This window comes from Furfurilactobacillus sp. W61-4, assembly GCF_057545565.1.
This window is the reverse complement of record NZ_BAAJNZ010000001.1, coordinates 434,298-453,432: the sequence shown is the minus strand read 5'-3', so window position 1 is coordinate 453,432 and position 19,135 is coordinate 434,298. Positions and strand designations below refer to the sequence as shown.

The window sequence follows — 19,135 nt, the reverse complement described above, 5'->3', positions numbered from 1 at the left end:
CTGCCAAATTATTTCAAAAAAGCGACGAGGTTGTTCGTGTTTCGTGGAAACCGGTTCGTGTTTTACTTTAAAAATCAGAAGTAGTATGATTTATCTCGTGGTTTCATAAAACATATCCGAACATTGAGGAGGTTCAATGTTTGAATAATTCAGAGGAGTGCTATTGTGAACGAAAAGCTGAATCATTACTTTATGATTGACGAGTTACATACGACTGTTAGACGGGAAGTCTTGGCCGGATTTACGACCTTCATCTCGATGGCCTATATTTTGTTTGTTAATCCCAGTGTGCTAGGAGCTGCGGGTGTTGATAAGGGCGCCGTCTTTACGGCGACAGCCCTAGCTAGTGCGATCGGTTGTGTGTTGATGGGGGTGTTGGCACGGTATCCAATCGCGACAGCACCTGCATTAGGAATTAACGCTTTCTTTGCTTACTCTGTCGTGATTGGGATGAAGGTTCCCTGGCAGACAGCAATGGCAGGAGTGTTCGTTGCTTCACTGATTTTCTTAGTCATTACAATTTTTAAACTACGGGAAATGATTATCAACGCAATTCCGTCGGATCTTAAATACGCCATCTCTAGTGGGATTGGATTGTTCATTGCTTTTATTGGTTTACATGACGGCGGATTGATTGTTGCTAACAAGGACACGGTGGTCGGCTTAGGTTCTTTCTCAACCACAACAACGTGGTTGACAATCTTTGGTCTTATTTTAACGGCCATCCTGATGGTTATGCGGGTACCAGGGGGAATCTTCATTGGGATGGTTGCCACCTCTATCGTCGGTTTAGTGACGAAATTGATTCCGTTGCCACAGCATTTACTCGCCGGGGCACCAAGTTTGGCACCAACTTTTGGTGTTGGTGTGCGCCACATGGGTGATATTAATTCATTGCAGATGTGGGTAGTTGTGTTGACTTTCTTGTTGGTCACATTTTTTGATACTGCCGGGACTTTAGTTGGGTTAGCACAGCAAGCTGGCTTCATGAAAAATAATCAAATGCCGCGGGTTGGTAAGGCCTTGATGTCAGACTCCACCGCGATGTTGGCCGGTTCAGTACTGGGGACATCACCAGTCGGGGCTTATGTTGAATCGTCAGCGGGGATTGCGGTTGGTGGTCGTACTGGATTGACCGCAATCACGACTGGTGTTTTGTTTGTGCTTGGTATGTTCTTTTCACCACTACTTACTGTTGTTACTAGTCAGGTGACTGCACCGGCCTTGATTATCGTCGGTGTTTTGATGGCCCAATCCTTGGCCCATATTAACTGGACTAAAATGGAAATTGCGATTCCGTCCTTCTTAATTGTGTTAGGGATGCCGTTAACTTACAGTATCTCTGATGGTCTGGCCTTAGGTGTGATTACGTATCCAATTACAATGATTGCCGCCAAGCGCGGACGAGAAGTGCATCCACTAATGTATGTCCTGTTCTTCGTCTTTATTGGTTTTATGGCGATTCTAAATATCGGTAAATAGTAAAATAACCAACTCGCAAACTGAGTTGGTTATTTTTTTAAAACTGTTACAGATTCGAGATGAACGAAGTAGAGAAAAGACAACAGGTATTTAGTGCTGTGTTGATTTTTTTGCTTAACAACGGTACCGATCACCACCGTAAATATTGTCAATGTGTTGAGGGGCAAAATAAACAACACTATACAATATAGAAACTTTGATATGTCGAAGCATTAGGGCATCAGGCGGTCATTATTGCACAAACAGATTACTTTTAAGGTTTAACATAAGCATAACCATCCATCTGTAGTTGTGTTAAATCAACAATTCCAGCTGGCACAATCTCGATCGAATCGGGTAAATCTTGGTCAGTCATCTTGTGAGCGTTCATAGAATTACGGCAGGCATGGAACTTAACGTTGGAAAGTTGTGCGATTTTTTCTTTAATTTGTGTGTTTTTATAACCCGTGATTGCGTCACCATTTGCTACCAGAATCAAATCTGCATTGGGAACTAAGTTTAAAAAGTTTTGTAGATTGCTAAGTGCATGAGTCCAATTTGTAGGGTTGTCGACATGGACAACTGCTTTCATAATGACATCTTGATTCATAATAAGACCTCTATTTGTTTTCAGCTTTTGAAGTGACTAACGTTTGGATTTGTGATGTTGATGACCTACCCAAGGACCGCTTTTATAATTATTGGCGTAATATAGCCTTCGATTAACCCAGCTACAAGAAGAATTGGAATAACGATCAAAACAGAATCAACAATCGTATCCGTTAAAAGGTTCTTAAAGATAACGTTTTTAACACGATCCCTACGAAAAATACGATCAAATACGTACCACATTAGACGAGCACTAATTGCAGCCGTTAGGAGTTGTGAAGGAATTTCAAAAATTCCATGAGGGAGGATGGCGGCGACGAAGACCATCAATGGATTGCCAGTAGTCAAAACCACCCCTACAGTGACAGCATTAAAAATGACGAAGAATAAATATATCGGGATTGGAATGATTCCCAGAAGGGAAATAAGAATACTTGTCTTTACATTATTTCCGAAGATAGATAAAAAATTATGAGTAGCGGTATGATGGCCATGAACATTCATTGCTCGTGCTAGAAATCTCAAAAGTGCGTTTCCTTCACCCGTTAACTTAAGAATGAAGTAGGTGATGATCCAAACAGCTACCATGATGAGGAAATATTTAAGCATCCGCTTAAAATAAATATTTTTAAAACGTTCCGGTATTTCACGTACAGATCTTTGCATATTAAATTCTCCTGTTTTCATTGACAAAATCTTCTTTTTTGTTGGCATGCTTACTTCTTTTACGCGACCAAATATTTTTAGTAATTATTGCTGCAACAAAGCGTATTAGAGATATTGATGCTGGTAAAAAAGATTTTTGATTTGTAAACTTAGTATTCATCGTTTCAGACCTAGTGTTCAAGTGTGCTTCTAGTAGATCAAATTTTTGAGATAATCAATCTGCAGTTCGTTTCAATTCTTTGTGAGTCACGAAACCATTGTTCATAAGATTGTCCCAATTACCAATGTTGCTTGGGTCAATTGTAGTAATTGGTCTACTCTTGATTGAAATTTTAAATATGTGTGGGCAAGATAGTTTTTAAAAAATTTTTGTTTGGATAAGTACTCATATGACCTTCACCAGGCAAGGGGGCTACGGTAAATGATGTTTCAGCTGTGTTCACAAACATACAAGTAGAATTAACCGTTCCTTGTGTAACCCCTTATTATCCATATCTTTGTGCCCTATTTAATGAGTGTCTGATTTTAATAAAGGAAAGTTGATCCTGATTAAAGTTAGTCATGGAAGGCGATGACTCACTGGTATTTTAACGAGATGAATTCGTAGCTATCAGCCGTTAGTTCAACAAAGGGGAGTTTGGCGGCACCGTTGTTAAAGTCAAAAACAAACGGTTCAGCCGAAAAATCTGTCGTCGGATTGTTCATGAACGCTGTTGGCTCGGTGAAATCGTTGGTGGCAGTGTTGGAAAGTGTTTGAATCTGATCAAATACTTGTAGTGGGTGACCACCTTCAAATGAGTTCACCTCAGTTTTTCGCAACCAGCCGGCGAAAAGTTGCGGTAAGTCGGTTAGTTCAATTAAGGTGAGGTTACCGGACGGGCTTCTGTGCCAATACTTCGCTGTTTGGCCGGAAAAATCAAAGAAATGCCCGGTCCAGATTTTTCCTTTGGCATCTCTAAAAATCGGTTGAAGCTCATTTCTATGCACGTGTAACACATATTCTAATGCCTGCATTTGTAAAATTGTTAGTTCCATAAGCAACTCCCTTTATTTTTATTGACCCCGCTTATTATTACACACACATGGCCGGCGGATGTAGGAACCGGTATCCACGATTGATCTTGAGTTACTGTTGATTGATTAAGCAGCGAGGGCAAGCTTGTTGGCGGAGTGCTGAAATTGGGACAATCTTTTCGTTTAACAGATTTTGACATCTAGCGCAAAAAAGCGGTCAAAGGGCCTTTGCTGCATTTTTTGTGTTTTTTGATGGAAAAAGATTTGCACTCGGCTATCATTGTCGAACTAGAACATGATCGATTACAGAAAAAAACAGGCCTTAAGCCAAGCCTGCTTTTTGAATTTATTTATCGTGATCATCTTTGACATCATCAATTTTATCTTTAACAGTTTCTTGTGCATCAGCTAATTTCTTTTTTGCCTTACCAACTAAGCCTTCCGCTTTACCCTGCAACTCGCGGCCTTTATCATTAGTTGCCTTGCCCTCAAGTTCTTTACCTTTACCAGTTACTTGATCCTTAGCACCGTCAATTTTTTTATCCATGCTCATGCGATGTCCTCCTTGTATCGGTAATTGGTTATAACTAAGCTTAATTGAACAATATCATGCCACATACTGCGGGGCAAATAATGTGCTTAATTCTGATAAGAAACGGTCTTTGAAACGGTGTTGATTCTGCTACTCGCTCATTTAAATTAATAACAAAATCGTCATAGTTGATAGAGAATCAGTCTGATTTCATCTATCGGCTATGACGATTTTTTTTCAATAACAGACCGTTAGCGGTTTAACCTGGGCGTCTGATATATTTGACCCGGTATATTTAGGAACAAAAAGAGAACAACTAAAAAGAAAACTTGATATATCAATGCACCAGGTGCGCTTAAAACCGTCGCCTAAACCCATTGATACCAGTGGTTTACAGCTGTCGATTTTAAAAACGGCAACGAAATGGCAACGAGTTTTTCGTCTAGTCAGTCGCCCAAAACTTTTGTCTGCATAAATTCGGTTCTCAGAGCCTGGCTTTTACGTTTAAGATCCTCAGTTTCAAGTACATAGTATTTTTGCAAGGTATCCACGGTATGACCTAGAAATCCAGCAATGAACTTTGGATCAACTTGTGCATATGTCATGAGCGTAGCTTGCGTACGACGCCATCCATGAGAGGTAATTCTGGTGATTCCAATTGCTGCACACTGATGAGCCAGGTATTTGTTAACCGCAGTAGGGCTGATGGGTTCATTATTTCCGTTAGTGTCAACAAACAGATAGTTGTTAATATTGAAATGAACCACTCGCTGATTAGCCAATTGTCGTTGTAGCCATTTACGATATTCTGACAGATAGTTGAGCAGAATAGGTTCAACAGTAATAATTCGAGGCTTGGTATGGTCTTTCAAGTGAATCCGCGTTTTACTCAGAGAATAGTCATATTGACCATCGATTGTAATTTCATTACGATCATAATTTATTTTTGACCATTCTAGTCCGAGTGCTTCACCAATTCTCATTCCTGTGAACGCCTGCAATAGGCATACATATTTTGATGCGCAGTTAGGGGATGAGTTAATCTGAGTAAGCAATCGCTTAAACTCATCCAGAGTCAGCACTTTTTGCTTGGCAATTCTTGATTGTGGATTTTGGATACCAGCAAATCTTGCACCTTTACATGGGTTACGTACGATAATGCCCTCATCAACTGCTGTTTCCATCATTGCATTAAATGTATGGTGCATTGTTCTAACCGTCTCGTGTGACAGGCTCTTAGCCTCTGTATTGAGCCACAATTGATAATTACCCTTGGTAATTGCATCAAGGTGTCGACGAGGGGTAAAGAACCTTAAGGCATGGTTAACGTCAACAGTGATGCGCTTTAGTGTTTTCTTTTCGACAAAAGGTTCTTTATAGAGTTTGAGCCAGTGCGGAAAATACTCACCTAAAGTTACACTCTGAGACGTTCGTCCCATGTTTGCGTTAGCCAATGTTTCAGCTTGCCAAGCACGAGCCTCAGCAGCCATATTAAACGTTTTTGTCTTACTAGTCCAAGTTCCTGTTACAATGTTCTTATAGCGAGCAACAACTCGCCATTTTCCATTAGCTTTCTTTTGTGGTTTTGTCATAATAGTCTCCTTTTTTGGAGACGATGACGATCATGGCATTCAGTAGGTTAATCTCCCAATCGCGGATGGGAGAGGTGGACTTGTGGCATCACTTCCTTTCAGGTATATTTGTATATGAAAAGGGCGCAGTTATTGCGTTGCTTGCTTAGCACACTCAGGACTCTTGGCGGGGGAATGAGTGTGCTTTTTTATTTGAAGAACAGAACCTTTATCAGCATTATGAGTAATGGCAAGATAATTCCTGACACTAATATGCCTGCTAGCCAATATATTGCAGTGGTCAGCTTGTCAATTCTGTTGTTGGAATCATTAATCCTTTGGCTGACGGAATCCATGCCGAGCTTAAACTCAGAATGCGTCACAAAATCATCATTCATATTTCCGCCACCTCCGTTTCCATTAATTGACTTCATTGTAGCATGGATATTAGTGGTTGATGTGTCCACACTATGTGAAAGATTATCAGACAAGGGGATGATTTCAGCTTTTCTACTAGTCATCGTCTTCCACTTTTTTAATTGTGACGTACGTACTTATTTTATCTTCAGTGACAACCGATTCATCAATATGTAGATCTAACAAATCAATTTCAATTTTATAGTTAATTTCTTTTGTAATATTGACAGTAGGAGTTAATAACCTAACAGGTATACTGGCCTTGGTTTTAGAAGAGTCAGTATAATTAAATTCTTGCAATGAATTTGTTTTAATGTTAAATTCGTTCGTCGAGTCTATAACAAGATTTTGTTCAGAATCATAAATTCTAACAATAACTGTATATGATTTTCTGATATCAACATTGAACAGAATTAAGTAAAGTGGAAACTGGTAATTAATCGGTAACTTGTCAATGGATAAACTAGCTACCGGATTATTATCAGAGTCAACACAAGCTAAAAATCCAATTTTAGCAACGAAATCGTTTGACAATTAAATACCTTCTTTCATACAAGCACATCCAACTTCTTGGCGGGAGGGGATGTGCTGTTTTTTGTCTGTAATAATTTCTGACTTATAACAGTTATTTCCAGCATTAGTCTGAATATGTCACTTAATAATCTAATTCATCAAGAATTGAATCAACCTCTTCATCAGCTTTTTGTTCAGCCATTTTCGTTTCCTTCGAGTGAAGTTGCTCTATTTTATACTTCGATAGAATCGCATTAGTTATAGCAGTCGTATGCCTGTTGAACTTGTTTGTATGAGCATAGGTTTTTGCTAGCATGTTGTTAAAAATGGTGTAGTTTAGATCGTTCTCCATTGTGATTTCGTTCATTGACCAATCATCTAAAGTATCGTACTTGTCATTTTGAGCCCGTTTAAATACTGTATTTAGACGGGCGGCCGATTGTTTAGCCTTGCTACTCCAATATGTATCAGGGAGACTATTTGAAATTGATACAAGGTCTTTTGATGCCTTTTCTGCTTTATACATTCTGTAATCAGACGGGTGTAGTGAAGCGTTGATCATTAGCTTCTCATCACTATTTGCTCTTTCAATCTTTTTAGATTGCGAAGCCCAAACGAACGTATCATCTCCATAAATATTTACAACGGTCATTAGTAAAGAGAAAATTAAAACAGCAGATATACCCACAGAAGCACATGTGATCATCGATAATTTTCTGTGCTTGGATTTTCTTATTAAAGTTACAATTAGCCAAATGATAGTTCCAACAAATGCAATAAGAAGAATACAAAATATAAGAGAACCAACGAGAAAGAAATTGTTTGCAGTCATGATAATATCCCCCAGAATACGTACAGCTTTTAAAGTCATCAGATTTTTTGGACATAATAATTAAGCGTAAATAATGTTTTTTACTAACGGTTCGAACCAACTCGGTAGATTAAATTCATTCATAAAATTTAGCCAATTGATTTGATCTTTAGGAACATCTTCGTACATAAGGCGTGCGATCATACGAATTGCTCGCTCGTTAGTTTCACGTTCTTCTTTATTCTTTGTGTAAGGAGAGAACGTGTATAGGAATGTCGGTTTAGAAAATAAAATATGGCTAATCTCATGGGCCAAACGAAAGGCCACACTAATCTCGCTGTCGAAGTTGCTATTTAAATTAATGATTCTCTGTTTGCAAAATGCAATGTCTGGATCGGATGACGAACCCTTAATATCTGTAATGGTAATCTCAGCTCTATCAGCGATGTACAGCAACTTCTTAAAAAGCTCTTCGTGCATATGCTACTCACCGCTATTCTTATTGGCCCGTAACATGGCTAGCAGGGCCTTTTTATATTCCTCAGACAATGGCTTTCCGTCAAACATCGCCATGCCTTCTTCGGATAAGGCTTCATCCAAATCAATTGGTTCAGATGGATTGTTTTCAACATTTGGGTTGTCAGTTCTTCCAAGAAGATAATCAGTAGAAACATGAAAGAAGTCAGCAACTTTTTGTAATTTATCTACAGACGGCTTGCTTTTCTTCCAGGCATAAAGTGAGTTTCTACTGAATCCCAACTTTTCTTCAAGTTCAACAACGCTAATATTATTCTTATCTGCAAGTTTTTTAATTATGTCAAACGTCGGCATAGAGGCACTCCCTGAGTGCTTATTGGAATTGTCTAAAAATAATTGTAGATAATTGGTTGACATCTACAAAACTATTTAATATACTTTTCCTGTAAGCTAATTTGATTTAGTTATTTCCACAATATGAGTAGAGCAAATCAACGTTCCCCAACGGCAAAAGGCTCTGCTGTGTTATTTAACTATGCCCTAAGTCTACAATTTTATGTAGAATCGGTCAACGAATTTCTGCAAAAAATAATTAAATTAGCTTACATACATAAGAAAGGAGGTCAACAAATGCCGACAACTTTAGCAGGGCGGGAATTGATTAAGAAGTATCTCGATAAGAACAACATCAGTATCACAAGCTTAGCTACTACGTTCGGTGTCGGGAAGATGTATATGACACAAGTGTTGAGCGGCGATCGCAAGTCTGCGGCAGCTAACGCTTTGGTGCTCAACATCATTGAGACATTTAAGATTCGTGAGCACGACAACACCGAGTAGAGGAGATGAAAAGTAATGAAAATTGAATTATGGAACAACCACGAAATCCGATTTATTGAAATAAACGGTGAGTGGTGGGCGTTAGGCAAAGACGTTACAGATGCTTTGGAATATGTAAACAGCCGTAAAGCAATCGGTGACCATGTCGGATTAGAGGATAAAAATACCGTAACGATTCGTGACGGTATTCAAGGTAACCCTAACCGGGTGATCATCTCAGAATTTGGAATCTACGATTTGGTTAGTTCTAGTCAAATGCCTGAAGCTAAACAGTTCAAGCGCTGGATGTACGGAGTTATTAAGAACCTTCGAGAGGCAAGCGGGCTTGAAGGGTTTGAGGTATTTAAGACTTTAGACCATGAGCATCAGCGTCGCATGATGAACGAGCTTAACCAGAAATTGTCTCACCCGGTTCGTTTAGATTTCATGAAGGCTAACACGATCGCTAACAAAGCTGTATCGAACGACTTCGGATATCAGAAGATGGTGAAGAAGGGTGAGATGACACCAGACATGCTGAAGCAGCGAGAGAACGTGCTAGAAGACACCGTCACGTTGATGGCATTAGTCGATAAGTACCACTTGAACTTGTCGGTTAGCCAAACGATCTATAACCGAAATGGCGTTGATCAGACAGTGTAGAAAGAAGATGAAGAGTAATGGAAAAGCCATTTATGCAAGTAGATATTCAATTAAGCAAACTTGAGCAAATTAAAGAGCTGCTACCCGAAATAACAGCTCTTCAGCAGAAATATAATCTTCAGATTCAGATTAACGTTTCTCCTCAAATGGATCTATCGAACCCTCGATGACACCGAGAATGTACTTGTAGTTGTTGCCAACTACAGTGGCATTGATAACCCCATTTTTGCTTGCACCTTCGCCACCATTTATAGCGCCTGTGTGTAGCGACGCGTTGTGGTTAAGAAGTGCAATGGTCATCTCGGCTGCCAATTCTTTATCTGATTTCTCAGGCATATTTATCACCTCTAATCTTTTGGAATAACTAATTATCTCACGAAAGGAGTAGCAGTATATGGAAAATTTAGTAACGGTCAGAAATGACCAAGCAGTCACATCAACACGGCAAGTTTCAATCAAATTGGCTTTGTTAAAGAAGCATATGACGCAAGTTGAGTTAGCGGAATTGATTGGTGAGAACACTCAACAATTAAACCGAGCGATTCATGGCGACATGAGTCCGAAGTCTGTTGAGATTCGTAACAAGATGTGTAAAGTTATTGATTTCTAAAAGCACGACAACGTGCATTAAGGCGGTGCCGATCATGGATTCAGTAGGCAAGTATTTAGACGAATGTATGCAACGCATGCGAGTCGTCATTACCAAGGACGTAATAGCGGACGTCCGGCGACAAGAAGAGGGCTTGCACGCATGCATTAGTACACAGAAAGCAATGGAGTTCACAGAATATCGTGACACGAAGTCGTTCCTAAAGAAGTTCACAAACGATCCAGAAGTTATTAAGCGCAAGTTGTTCATTCGGGAAGGCAGCGGCAAGAAGTACACGTACAAGTGGCGCAATCCTGAATGGTCACAGTGGTATCACGACGAGTATTGGAGGCGTAATGGATGACTCAGCTCTACACATTAATCAAATCATCAGCGATGAACTACGACATCTTCATGGCGCTTATCCTCATTCCATTAGGCATTTGGCTAGGCATTGGCAATCACGCTGACGTAGCTGTTGAGAAAGTCAGCCAAGCGGGGATGTGGTTACTGACGAAGGTGTTTGGATAAACGAAAAAGCTCGGCAGATGGCTGAGATAGGAGGTGTCTTATGAAGTATTGGTGGTATGGAATAAGGCTGCGCATTACTGATTGGTATTTGATCAACATAAAAAAGCCACACTGCGCCTTGTGTGGGCAGGTGGCTACGTTACGAAATGATGATGGTTCATGGATATGTGAAGAGTGCGCTCAATCTATGAATGACTTTGGAATTGATTATGACATTACGCACGTAAAACAGTAGGTGAAAGTATGGACGATTTTAAACGTGAAAAAATTCTTCTGGAATTAAGGACACTTAATAGTTTGAAGTCAGAAATCGACTTTACTATTTCGGCTTTAACTGTTGATCTGAAGCAAGCCTTGAACGAGCCTCACGAACATTCTGATCATTCAAGATGAAGAAGACGGTTGTTTGGATATATTCTTTCAAATCATCGACGGACCAGTCGTGTTTCCGATAGTAATGAGTTTCATCGTTACCAATTTTTCCTGCCACTAACCCAAGGACTGAAATGTCATTCAAATCTAATTCGGGAAGAACTGTGCTTAATGATTTTTTTATGATTGCTTCCTTGTCTAAAGGACTGAGAAAAATCGCATAATCCTTGGCTAAAAACTCTAATGATTTTCTGTATCCCATGCCGGCGATTTCATCAAGACCGCTTCGTTCGGACATTAGAGATTGGCCGTATATCTTAATGAACTTTGGAGAGATTTCAGAAATTGAATCGGGGAAAGCGAGTTTCTTGGGTTTAATGGTTTGCCGTTCTGGGGTACCGAGCGTGTAAGGAGTACCGTCACTGCGCCTCGTTGAAATTTTATAAGTAACGAAGTTTAAACGTTGACAACCAGGACATTTAAAGACGATGAAATAAGTGCCTGACTCTCTATACATTCTAGATACATTTGAACTGTATTTTTCAGAAATGATGTCAGTATTTTTCGACAAATATTCATCGCAATATTCGCATCTTGGCGGCAAATAAAGAGTCAAATTTGTATTTAAAATTTGGACATTATGTTTCAACCCACTCATAAAATTCATCTCCAAGTAATTAGTGAGTTCATTATCCCATACGAAAGGGGATGAGCAAATGGAATTGTCAATGGTTGTCAGCATCAAGAATTTGCATGAGTTAAACGATCACCTTAATAAGGCCCAGGTCCTATCCGAGTTATTACAGAACGAGATTAAGCAGATTGACGAATGGAAGCCAGATGTAGAGGCGAAGCTTAATGAAACTAACTAATCGTAACTTGTTACTTGCTGGGTTGCAGAGTATGCAGCCACGAAAAAAGGTCAAGCAGAGTGGCAGCTCTGATCGACCGGTGAAGAAAAATATTTACGAACACATTATTTACCAAAAAGGAGCTAAACACAAATGGACCTTGAAGAAGTAAATCAATATGTAACTCAAGCTCAAATTGAAACAACCGAGCATTTTATCACTCTCTTGGAGAACCGCATTGAACCATTGCGTAAGCAGCTGCTTGCAACACGCAGTTTACCAGAACACAAAGCCGGCCAGATGCTGATGGCTACAAATATTTATGACGACATCAATAACTACCTCAAGGAACTAACGGAGGCTGCTAATGACTAACGCTAAAGATTTAGAAAATCACATGGTAGCTGATCCAGTTGACGATCGTATTCTATTTGATCGAGATTTTCAAGGCAACGAACTGTTTACCTGCGATGAGGTTCGCTCACTAACGCTTAACGGTGTGGAATACCTGTTCAAGGCAGAGGATGCTGGCAAGTTACTCGCTCAACTTAAGAAACACAACAGCAGCTTACTGTTAGGCCAGCTGACAGGTGTATATGCCGGTGAGTTACTTGACATGTTATTCCAGGATGCAGGCTATGAGACACCACTCGATATGCTTAACGATCTAGGCGCAATCATCATCAACGAAGGGGATGTGGCGTAATGGCAAATGAAGTTATTAATCAAAAGGACATTACTGACCAAGTGTCAAGCCGCATCAAAGGGCTAGAACAAGATGGATTACAGTTACCAGCCAATTACAACGCCAACAATGCGTTGAAGGCGGCATGGTTCACAATTCAAAAAGTGCAAGACAAAAATCGACGCCCAGCTCTTGAGGTCGTTACGAGAGAGTCTGTCGCCAATTCCTTGTTGAATATGGTGACACAGGGATTGTCACCGGCTAAAACCCAAGCTTACTTCATTGTTCGGGGGAATGAACTGCAACTGCAACGCTCTTATTTTGGGACGCAAGCGGCAGTCAAACGGCTAACAAACGTTGATGATATTTGGGCCGAAGTTATCCATGAAGATGACACCTTTGAAATTGGTGCTGACCATGGCCGGACAGTAGTGACCCAGTTTAAACCCAAATTTGCTAATCAGGATAAGCCATTGATTGGTGCCTTTGCAGTGGTTAAGAAGACTGATGGCGAGCAAGTTTACACCGTAATGACTAAGGCCGAGATTGAACAAGCGTGGTCTCATCGCCAAAACCATGGTGATGTCCAAAAAGAATTCCCACAGGAAATGGCAAAACGGACGGTCATAAATCGGGCTGCTAAGAACTTTCTTAACACGTCTGATGATTCTGATTTATTGGTTGAGTCCATTAATAACACGACTGCTGATGAGTACGACAACGATCGTAAAGACGTGACACCAGATGAGGAGCATGACAGCACGCAACAAATGCTTAATAACTTTCAGAAATCCGACGCCACTGCTCAATCTGAAAATGCATCAGGGATTGCAGCGACTGAAAGCGAAGCAGAGCAACCAGTAAGCGAAGCTAAGTCAGCTATGACTGTTAGTGGTGAAGCTTCATCAGAGACTACCGCTATGGTGAAAGATTTTATAGCAAAGGAGGCGGCCGAAAGTGAAGAACCAGATGTCCATCAAGGAAGCATCTTCAACTCAGCCGATAACCCTGTCACAAAGTAATTACTACAATCACGATACCGACTTCCAGTACATGAGTCCGTCAGTTTTCAAGATGATGATGCAATGCGAGGCTGCTGAACTGGCGCTACTAAAAGGCGATTATGAACCATCAAACAAGGATGCTCTTCTGGTTGGTAACTTCGTTCATTCATTCTTTGAAAGTGCAGAAGCCCATCAAAAATTTATCGATGAACATCCGGAAATCATTAGTACCCGAGGTACAACGAAAGGGAAATTAAAAGCCTCGTTCAAGATCGGGCAGCAGATGATTGATCGATTATGCGATGAAGAGCTGTTCGTCAATCTCGATGAAACTTGTGAACACGAAGTAATTCTAACTGGAAAGCTATTCGGGTACGACTGGAAGGGCAAGGTTGACGCGCTAAATGTCGATAAAGGGTTCTTCATGGACTACAAGACAGTGGATGACATCAACAAGCGCAGCTGGTCAGATAAGTATTACGGCATGGTTGACTTCATTCGAGCACGCGACTACTTGCCACAAATGTGGGTGTACAGGCAGCTGTTGGAACAAAAGTATGGCAAGCCATTTACCTGCTTTATCTGGGCGGTTAGCAAGCAGACTCCTAGTGACGTGCAGCTGATTAGTCCCAGCTCGATCTGGTTAGATCCAGAAGAGTCATGGATCCAAGAAAACATTGATCGAGTGGAGCAAGTGTTGGCTGGTGAGGTCGCACCAAAAGCTTGCGGACATTGCGAGTATTGCCGAGGTCACAAGTCGATTCATGCGGCAATCGATGTCGGACAGATTTTAACAGTGGACTAGGAGGCAGGGAATGATTAATAGAGCAGTACTAACAGGACGTTTGACACGTGATCCAGAGGTCAAGTACACGCAGTCAGGCACTGCTGTTGCTACGTTCATATTGGCGGTTGATCGTCAGTTCACTAACCAACAGGGGCAACGTGAAGCAGACTTCATCAACTGTGTTATCTGGCGAAAATCTGCGGAAAACTTTGCGAACTTCACGCATAAAGGATCCTTGGTGGGGATCGAAGGTCGGATTCAAACCCGAAATTACGAAAACCAACAAGGCCAACGCGTGTACGTCACAGAAGTGATCGTTGAAAACTTTGCATTACTTGACCCTCGAACCAAAGGCAACGAGTCACAAGATGCGCAACAAACTCAAAACACTGCGAGCGCAGCGGATCCGTTTAAGGGTTCAACTAACGTAGATGAATCAGACTTGCCATTTTAGGAGGGAGATTAGATGACCCAGATGGAAAGCGGGTGGATCTCCCTTCAAAGAAAAATCCAAAATTCATTTGTATGGGCTGACTCGCGAGTTCTTAAACTATGGGAAATCTGTTTATTTAAGGCAAGCATCAAACCAACTAGGTTTTTATTCAATGGCGAGGAAGTTGCTTTGGACAGGGGTCAGTTCGTCACAGGCCGCTATACACTGCGGGATGAGTACAACACTGGCGTAAAAAGTGGTCAGCAAGTGTCAGCCACAAGTATCAGTAGATGGATGAGAAAGTTCCGAGATTCAGGGATGTTGGACATCCGAGCAACCAACAGATATAGCGTCGTGACGGTGATTAAGTATGACGAGTATCAAAAAGTCGGACAACAGGTGGACAGCAACCGAACATCAAGTGGACATCAAGTGGACACATTAGAACAAGATAAACAAGATAAACAAGATAATAAAAAGAATAGTGCGAAAAAAACTCGCACGTATTCTTCAGACTCTCAGGAATTTATTTTAGCTAGTTATTTGTTAGAAAAAATGAAACTCAACAATCCGGATGTTAAAGAACCAAATCTGCAAAGTTGGGCTGACGATGTCCGCTTAATGATTGAACGAGATAAAAGGGAGCCATCAAAGATTCGCAAGATGATTGATTGGTCTCATAGCGACAGCTTCTGGTCAGGAAACGTTTTGTCAGTCAAAAAGCTGCGCAAACATTTTGATCAGATGGCAACTCAAGCTAACAAGCAACATATGGCTAACAAGCGAAATGGATCCGCAAAGGTTAGTCGTGAACACCTCAATCTAGACAATGTGGAGGATTTCTGATGGCAGATGGAACTTTAGCTGAAGCAATCAACAAGATGTTCGCCAATCGAAAACTGGTAGCAGTAGCTGATTATCCCTGCCCAATTTGCGACGGGCCGATGTATTGCTTCAAGGGATCGAAAATGTATCAAGATGGTCATCCAAAATATGCCTGTCCAAATCCAGATTGTAAATATAAAGAGGGGTCTGACGATAAGATTGCTAGCAGTGTATTAACGCCAGAGCAACTAACAATGTCATCAGTCAGATCAGATGCCATTAGGTATATGAAGCATAACAGCGTCATCAGTAATACGGGAATGTGGTCCAAGCGTTTCAGTGACTTCATCGCCAGTACTGAGGTTGAGCAAAACGTCTACAACAAATCACAAGCCTATGTAAAGCAAATTGTCGCCGGGGGAACCAATCACATGATTATGGCCGGAGAGACTGGCGTAGGTAAGAGCCACCTAGCAATGTCAATCTTATGGGAATATTTGCGCCAAACAAATTATGGCAAGCGTGTGACGAGAACTGTTAGCGATGGTCGCAAATACTCATCACCGACAGCACGACACGTTCTGTACTGTAATTTTAGAGACTTACTTGAGCTGCTTAAGCAAGGTATCGATGACAAAGCAACTGGTTCCATGATGACGCAAGTAAGTAATGAGCTAAAGGTGGCCGAGCTAGTCGTAATTGATGACCTTGGTGCTGAACTTGCCAATCGAGATGTAGCTTCACCATATGCAATGGATCAAGCACTGAGCATTTTCGAAGCACGGCAATATAAGCCAACGGTTATCACAACTAATCTGCACAAAGATGACATCGTTAATGCCTACGACGCAAGAATATGGAGCCGTTTAGCAGGAAACTCTAGAGGGTTCATCTTGAACTTCAAAGGAATTGAGGATCACCGGCAGATGAAAGGAGTGTGAGCATGACAATATGGATAACAAAAAGCGTGGACTACATGAGATCCATAATCGGGCTTATCCAGTCTCTGATTGGTTAGCTGATCGACTGGTAAAGTACAAGGTTGATAACAAATTCGCCAATTACGAAGTGGCTCTAGGCCATTTGCTAGCGCTAGGGATTAGAGAACAGGAGATACTTAAATCTTATGAACAACAGAAGCGGACGCACTAATAAAGTTATACTGCCAACGCCATTAAGTCATAACGACATCCACAAGCACGATGGATTTCCAACTAACGGGTGGGCAGCAAAATTAGAACACGAGAAAAATCCTACAGTGTGGCAGCATATTAAGTCACTACTAGTGTGGGCGTTAGGAGTTATCTGATGGGAACAGGCTATTACATTACAATGGGCATCGTAATTGCCGTACTAGCAATCATGACCATCTGGGATGTTCACAACGGCGGAGGGAGGCCAATGCATTGAACTCGCCAACAGCGCTGAACAAGCGTGGAACCAAGATTGAAAAGTGGGGACAGAAGTTTGACAGCCAAAAAGAGCTGGACTTCTACGAGCGGTTCATTCTTAAGCAAGTCAATCCTGATCACGTATCAGTGCATCCACATTTCGTACTTGCTGAGAAGAAGCTGATTAGCCAAGGCGCATCAATCAACAGCATTCGATACACGCCCGACTTCGTTATCTACGATGACTTCATGCACATTCTACACGTGTACGACGTTAAGAACTCATTTGGCCCATACGGCATCGATAACGGCAATAAGCTGACGTTTCGGTTATTCGCAATGCACACAGGCGTTCCAGTTGAAGCAGTCGTCGTTAGACGTCACGACTTCAAGGCGGCTTGTATTGGAGTAACGAAGCAGCTCAATCTAACCGGAAAGGCAAGTACGCCTAAGCCGATTGTCAGAAACGATGTGTTTTACAACTGGAAAGAGGCGACTAACTATTGATTGACTATGTAAAGGTTTATCGCGATTGGATGACGCGTAAATTTGAAGACCAGAATCGTGACATGACTAAAACGATCATCTGGTGCAATCAGCACTGGACGCAGGAACAGAACCACAATGTAAATTTGAGGGAAGCATTGAAGGTGCTAACTACTCAACAGAAGAATCAAGTTATCCATGAGCTGACGATGGGAGATGAGGTCAATGTTAAATATTAAGCTTGATGACACTTTCAAAATTACCAGCGATCAGTTTAATGTGATCCTTAATCAGAAACGAAAAAAGGGCGACGGATTCGTCAAACAATATTATCCAAACTTAAAGATGGCTCTCGAAAGCTATCAGACGCTGTCAGTTAATGCTGGGCTAAAAGTAATCGATAGTTTGGATAAATACTTGGAAGAACTCGACAAGAGGCATATGAGCGTTTTAGAAGTGTTAAAAGACGTTAAAACTAAAGAAGATATTTTCTAGGAGGAAATAATCATGGCTAAAGAATTAAAGGACAACAGCTTCTCATTCAAAGGTGAACTTGCTAACGTTCAATTTAAAACTCGTAAGGACGGCAAGATTGCAGTGTTACGTGTGGAAGCACCAACGCAAGACTTGAGTGCTGAGGTTGCAGCCTTAGTACAAGCACAAGGATCATCAGTTGGTATCACTATGATGCCTAGTCAAACAGAGTTAGATACAGAAGAACCGAAAGAAGCCGACGGCCAAACTGAGCTTGATGGGGTGGCTAATTAATGGAAACGACAGTAATTGACTCTTGGTTCGTCATCCAACTGGGCGATCTATTCCTATCAGACTTTAGTACACAGGGCGCTCATATTACTGACTTTAAGTTCGTCGCGAAAGTGCTCAAATCTAAGCGCTTTGGTAAAGCTGAAAATGCGGAGAAGACTGCCAAGGCTTGTGGTGGGAAGATTGTGCCGGTAATGGTTAGCGTTGGAATTCCACAGAATTAATGCACGAAAAAAACCGCATCCACAAGGACACGGCCATCCGTAATTAAATCAGCAACTTAATTATAGCAAAGGATGGCGGTTTAATGAACGAGGATGCGGTGATCAAAGCGGCAAAACATGAGCTTAGCAAATGCCGGGGTCTTATGCGCAGAGCTGGCAAACGAATGTCTGATTTGAAGTCACCAACATTTGACAGCCAGCCTAAAGCGGTAAGTTATGAGAACGGTGTTGAGCGAGCAATGGTCCGAAGAATAGATGCTGAGAACGAGTTGGCATATTATGTTGCAGCTATTGAAATGTGTGATAAGGACTGTATCAAAGTTATCTATGATCTTTATTTTAGTAAGGACGATGATTCACGAACTGAGGTCATAATGAATGGAAACTACAACGACCGATCGTTTTATAGACTGGAGCGAAAAGCGTTGTACCAGTTTGCAGAAGCATACAGGGCTGGCATATTGTTTGATGTTGCAGCTGAAAATTGTCAGAAATCTGTCAGTTTATTGGCAGAATAATGGCAGCAAATTGGCAGTAGTTTGACAGTAATCGAATGGATTTACGTTGTATATTGGTAACATCAAATAAGTGAGATAAGGTATCACATCATCCGTATGTGATACCTTTCTTAATTCAATT

35 protein-coding genes are annotated in these 19,135 nt (G+C 41.1%); 23 read left to right on the top strand and 12 right to left on the bottom strand.

The features are described 5' to 3' along the window. The first annotated feature begins 192 nt into the window (after positions 1-192). Positions 193-1,482, top strand: coding sequence for an NCS2 family permease (locus tag AC27FN_RS02240; RefSeq protein WP_487166584.1), 1,290 nt, complete (start codon positions 193-195; stop codon positions 1,480-1,482). A gap of 253 nt (positions 1,483-1,735) precedes the next feature. Here the strand turns inward: AC27FN_RS02240 and AC27FN_RS02235 are convergent, their stop codons facing one another. From AC27FN_RS02235 to AC27FN_RS02190, 10 genes are all read right to left on the bottom strand, one after another. Beyond that, positions 1,736-2,071 carry a DsrE family protein gene (locus tag AC27FN_RS02235; protein WP_487166399.1) on the bottom strand — a complete coding sequence of 112 codons (336 nt, stop codon included), beginning with the start codon at positions 2,069-2,071 and terminating at the stop codon, positions 1,736-1,738. Positions 2,072-2,136: 65 nt separating this feature from the next. Then, positions 2,137-2,757, bottom strand: coding sequence for a stage II sporulation protein M (locus AC27FN_RS02230; protein WP_487166398.1), 621 nt, complete (start codon positions 2,755-2,757; stop codon positions 2,137-2,139). A gap of 555 nt (positions 2,758-3,312) precedes the next feature. Further along, positions 3,313-3,771, bottom strand: coding sequence for a hypothetical protein (locus AC27FN_RS02225; RefSeq protein WP_487166397.1), 459 nt, complete (start codon positions 3,769-3,771; stop codon positions 3,313-3,315). Positions 3,772-4,096: 325 nt separating this feature from the next. Beyond that, entirely contained in the window at positions 4,097-4,303 is a 207-nt protein-coding gene (locus AC27FN_RS02220; protein ID WP_487166396.1) for a CsbD family protein, read from the bottom strand. 425 nt (positions 4,304-4,728) lie between these two features. Further along, on the bottom strand, positions 4,729-5,874 hold the full coding sequence (locus tag AC27FN_RS02215; RefSeq protein ID WP_487166395.1) for a tyrosine-type recombinase/integrase: 1,146 nt from the start codon (positions 5,872-5,874) through the stop codon (positions 4,729-4,731). A 188-nt stretch (positions 5,875-6,062) separates the two neighbouring features. Continuing rightward, entirely contained in the window at positions 6,063-6,374 is a 312-nt protein-coding gene (locus tag AC27FN_RS02210) for a hypothetical protein (protein ID WP_487166394.1), read from the bottom strand. Further along, complete coding sequence (locus tag AC27FN_RS02205; protein WP_487166393.1) at positions 6,367-6,804, bottom strand: hypothetical protein; 438 nt, start codon at positions 6,802-6,804, stop codon at positions 6,367-6,369. The genes AC27FN_RS02210 and AC27FN_RS02205 overlap by 8 nt, the downstream gene beginning before the upstream one ends. A gap of 121 nt (positions 6,805-6,925) precedes the next feature. Further along, entirely contained in the window at positions 6,926-7,615 is a 690-nt protein-coding gene (locus AC27FN_RS02200; protein WP_487166392.1) for a hypothetical protein, read from the bottom strand. Positions 7,616-7,675: 60 nt separating this feature from the next. Further along, positions 7,676-8,074: an ImmA/IrrE family metallo-endopeptidase gene (locus AC27FN_RS02195; RefSeq protein ID WP_487166391.1), complete on the bottom strand. Its 399-nt coding sequence runs from the start codon at positions 8,072-8,074 to the stop codon at positions 7,676-7,678. 3 nt (positions 8,075-8,077) lie between these two features. Then, complete coding sequence (locus tag AC27FN_RS02190) at positions 8,078-8,425, bottom strand: helix-turn-helix domain-containing protein (RefSeq protein WP_057809433.1); 348 nt, start codon at positions 8,423-8,425, stop codon at positions 8,078-8,080. 276 nt (positions 8,426-8,701) lie between these two features. Between AC27FN_RS02190 and AC27FN_RS02185 the strand changes: the two genes are divergently transcribed. Then, positions 8,702-8,911: an XRE family transcriptional regulator gene (locus AC27FN_RS02185; protein ID WP_487166390.1), complete on the top strand. Its 210-nt coding sequence runs from the start codon at positions 8,702-8,704 to the stop codon at positions 8,909-8,911. 15 nt (positions 8,912-8,926) lie between these two features. Further along, the gene (locus AC27FN_RS02180; protein WP_487166389.1) at positions 8,927-9,553 is read left to right on the top strand and encodes a BRO-N domain-containing protein; all 627 of its coding nucleotides are present in this window, start codon (positions 8,927-8,929) and stop codon (positions 9,551-9,553) included. A 129-nt stretch (positions 9,554-9,682) separates the two neighbouring features. On the opposite strand, the gene AC27FN_RS02175 is transcribed toward AC27FN_RS02180, so the two are convergent. Continuing rightward, positions 9,683-9,889: a hypothetical protein gene (locus AC27FN_RS02175; RefSeq protein ID WP_487166388.1), complete on the bottom strand. Its 207-nt coding sequence runs from the start codon at positions 9,887-9,889 to the stop codon at positions 9,683-9,685. Positions 9,890-9,947: 58 nt separating this feature from the next. Between AC27FN_RS02175 and AC27FN_RS02170 the strand changes: the two genes are divergently transcribed. The 4 genes from AC27FN_RS02170 to AC27FN_RS02155 are packed head-to-tail and all read left to right on the top strand — an operon-like array spanning position 9,948 to position 10,908. Next, complete coding sequence (locus tag AC27FN_RS02170) at positions 9,948-10,163, top strand: helix-turn-helix domain-containing protein (RefSeq protein WP_487166387.1); 216 nt, start codon at positions 9,948-9,950, stop codon at positions 10,161-10,163. A 34-nt stretch (positions 10,164-10,197) separates the two neighbouring features. Next, on the top strand, positions 10,198-10,506 hold the full coding sequence (locus tag AC27FN_RS02165; RefSeq protein ID WP_487166386.1) for a hypothetical protein: 309 nt from the start codon (positions 10,198-10,200) through the stop codon (positions 10,504-10,506). Further along, positions 10,503-10,673, top strand: a complete 171-nt coding sequence (locus tag AC27FN_RS02160) for a hypothetical protein (RefSeq protein WP_487166385.1) — start codon at positions 10,503-10,505, stop codon at positions 10,671-10,673. The genes AC27FN_RS02165 and AC27FN_RS02160 overlap by 4 nt, the downstream gene beginning before the upstream one ends. A 40-nt stretch (positions 10,674-10,713) precedes the next feature. Continuing rightward, positions 10,714-10,908 carry a hypothetical protein gene (locus tag AC27FN_RS02155; RefSeq protein WP_487166384.1) on the top strand — a complete coding sequence of 65 codons (195 nt, stop codon included), beginning with the start codon at positions 10,714-10,716 and terminating at the stop codon, positions 10,906-10,908. A gap of 84 nt (positions 10,909-10,992) precedes the next feature. On the opposite strand, the gene AC27FN_RS02150 is transcribed toward AC27FN_RS02155, so the two are convergent. Beyond that, positions 10,993-11,703, bottom strand: coding sequence for a hypothetical protein (locus AC27FN_RS02150; RefSeq protein ID WP_487166383.1), 711 nt, complete (start codon positions 11,701-11,703; stop codon positions 10,993-10,995). 58 nt (positions 11,704-11,761) lie between these two features. On the opposite strand from AC27FN_RS02150, the gene AC27FN_RS02145 reads away from it, so the two are divergent. The 16 genes from AC27FN_RS02145 to AC27FN_RS02070 all read left to right on the top strand — a co-directional run bounded on the left by AC27FN_RS02145 (position 11,762) and on the right by AC27FN_RS02070 (position 19,014). Continuing rightward, a complete protein-coding gene (locus tag AC27FN_RS02145) occupies positions 11,762-11,917 on the top strand; it encodes a hypothetical protein (protein ID WP_487166382.1) in 156 nt (51 codons plus the stop codon). After that, positions 11,904-12,068: a hypothetical protein gene (locus tag AC27FN_RS02140; protein ID WP_487166381.1), complete on the top strand. Its 165-nt coding sequence runs from the start codon at positions 11,904-11,906 to the stop codon at positions 12,066-12,068. Before AC27FN_RS02145 ends, AC27FN_RS02140 begins: the two co-directional genes overlap by 14 nt. Then, positions 12,050-12,271 carry a hypothetical protein gene (locus AC27FN_RS02135; protein WP_487166380.1) on the top strand — a complete coding sequence of 74 codons (222 nt, stop codon included), beginning with the start codon at positions 12,050-12,052 and terminating at the stop codon, positions 12,269-12,271. Before AC27FN_RS02140 ends, AC27FN_RS02135 begins: the two co-directional genes overlap by 19 nt. Next, entirely contained in the window at positions 12,264-12,602 is a 339-nt protein-coding gene (locus AC27FN_RS02130) for a hypothetical protein (RefSeq protein ID WP_487166379.1), read from the top strand. Before AC27FN_RS02135 ends, AC27FN_RS02130 begins: the two co-directional genes overlap by 8 nt. Then, positions 12,602-13,603: a recombinase RecT gene (locus tag AC27FN_RS02125; protein ID WP_487166378.1), complete on the top strand. Its 1,002-nt coding sequence runs from the start codon at positions 12,602-12,604 to the stop codon at positions 13,601-13,603. Before AC27FN_RS02130 ends, AC27FN_RS02125 begins: the two co-directional genes overlap by 1 nt. Further along, complete coding sequence (locus AC27FN_RS02120) at positions 13,539-14,390, top strand: PD-(D/E)XK nuclease-like domain-containing protein (RefSeq protein WP_487166377.1); 852 nt, start codon at positions 13,539-13,541, stop codon at positions 14,388-14,390. The genes AC27FN_RS02125 and AC27FN_RS02120 overlap by 65 nt, the downstream gene beginning before the upstream one ends. 10 nt (positions 14,391-14,400) lie before the next feature. Beyond that, positions 14,401-14,826, top strand: coding sequence for a single-stranded DNA-binding protein (ssb, locus tag AC27FN_RS02115; RefSeq protein ID WP_487166376.1), 426 nt, complete (start codon positions 14,401-14,403; stop codon positions 14,824-14,826). Between the two features lie 12 nt (positions 14,827-14,838). After that, positions 14,839-15,651 (top strand): replication protein, encoded by an 813-nt coding sequence (locus AC27FN_RS02110; protein WP_487166375.1) that lies wholly within the window; start codon positions 14,839-14,841, stop codon positions 15,649-15,651. After that, complete coding sequence (locus AC27FN_RS02105; protein ID WP_487166374.1) at positions 15,651-16,571, top strand: P-loop NTPase family protein; 921 nt, start codon at positions 15,651-15,653, stop codon at positions 16,569-16,571. Before AC27FN_RS02110 ends, AC27FN_RS02105 begins: the two co-directional genes overlap by 1 nt. Positions 16,572-16,581: 10 nt before the next feature. Beyond that, positions 16,582-16,782, top strand: a complete 201-nt coding sequence (locus tag AC27FN_RS02100) for a hypothetical protein (RefSeq protein ID WP_487166373.1) — start codon at positions 16,582-16,584, stop codon at positions 16,780-16,782. A 254-nt stretch (positions 16,783-17,036) separates the two neighbouring features. Next, positions 17,037-17,528, top strand: a complete 492-nt coding sequence (locus AC27FN_RS02095) for a DUF1064 domain-containing protein (RefSeq protein ID WP_487166372.1) — start codon at positions 17,037-17,039, stop codon at positions 17,526-17,528. Further along, positions 17,525-17,746: a hypothetical protein gene (locus tag AC27FN_RS02090; RefSeq protein ID WP_487166371.1), complete on the top strand. Its 222-nt coding sequence runs from the start codon at positions 17,525-17,527 to the stop codon at positions 17,744-17,746. The genes AC27FN_RS02095 and AC27FN_RS02090 overlap by 4 nt, the downstream gene beginning before the upstream one ends. Beyond that, complete coding sequence (locus tag AC27FN_RS02085; protein ID WP_487166370.1) at positions 17,733-18,002, top strand: hypothetical protein; 270 nt, start codon at positions 17,733-17,735, stop codon at positions 18,000-18,002. Before AC27FN_RS02090 ends, AC27FN_RS02085 begins: the two co-directional genes overlap by 14 nt. Positions 18,003-18,014: 12 nt before the next feature. Further along, positions 18,015-18,275: a hypothetical protein gene (locus AC27FN_RS02080; RefSeq protein WP_487166369.1), complete on the top strand. Its 261-nt coding sequence runs from the start codon at positions 18,015-18,017 to the stop codon at positions 18,273-18,275. Further along, positions 18,275-18,496, top strand: coding sequence for a hypothetical protein (locus AC27FN_RS02075; protein WP_487166368.1), 222 nt, complete (start codon positions 18,275-18,277; stop codon positions 18,494-18,496). The genes AC27FN_RS02080 and AC27FN_RS02075 overlap by 1 nt, the downstream gene beginning before the upstream one ends. An 83-nt stretch (positions 18,497-18,579) precedes the next feature. After that, the gene (locus AC27FN_RS02070) at positions 18,580-19,014 is read left to right on the top strand and encodes an ArpU family phage packaging/lysis transcriptional regulator (RefSeq protein WP_487166367.1); all 435 of its coding nucleotides are present in this window, start codon (positions 18,580-18,582) and stop codon (positions 19,012-19,014) included. Positions 19,015-19,135 lie beyond the last annotated feature (121 nt).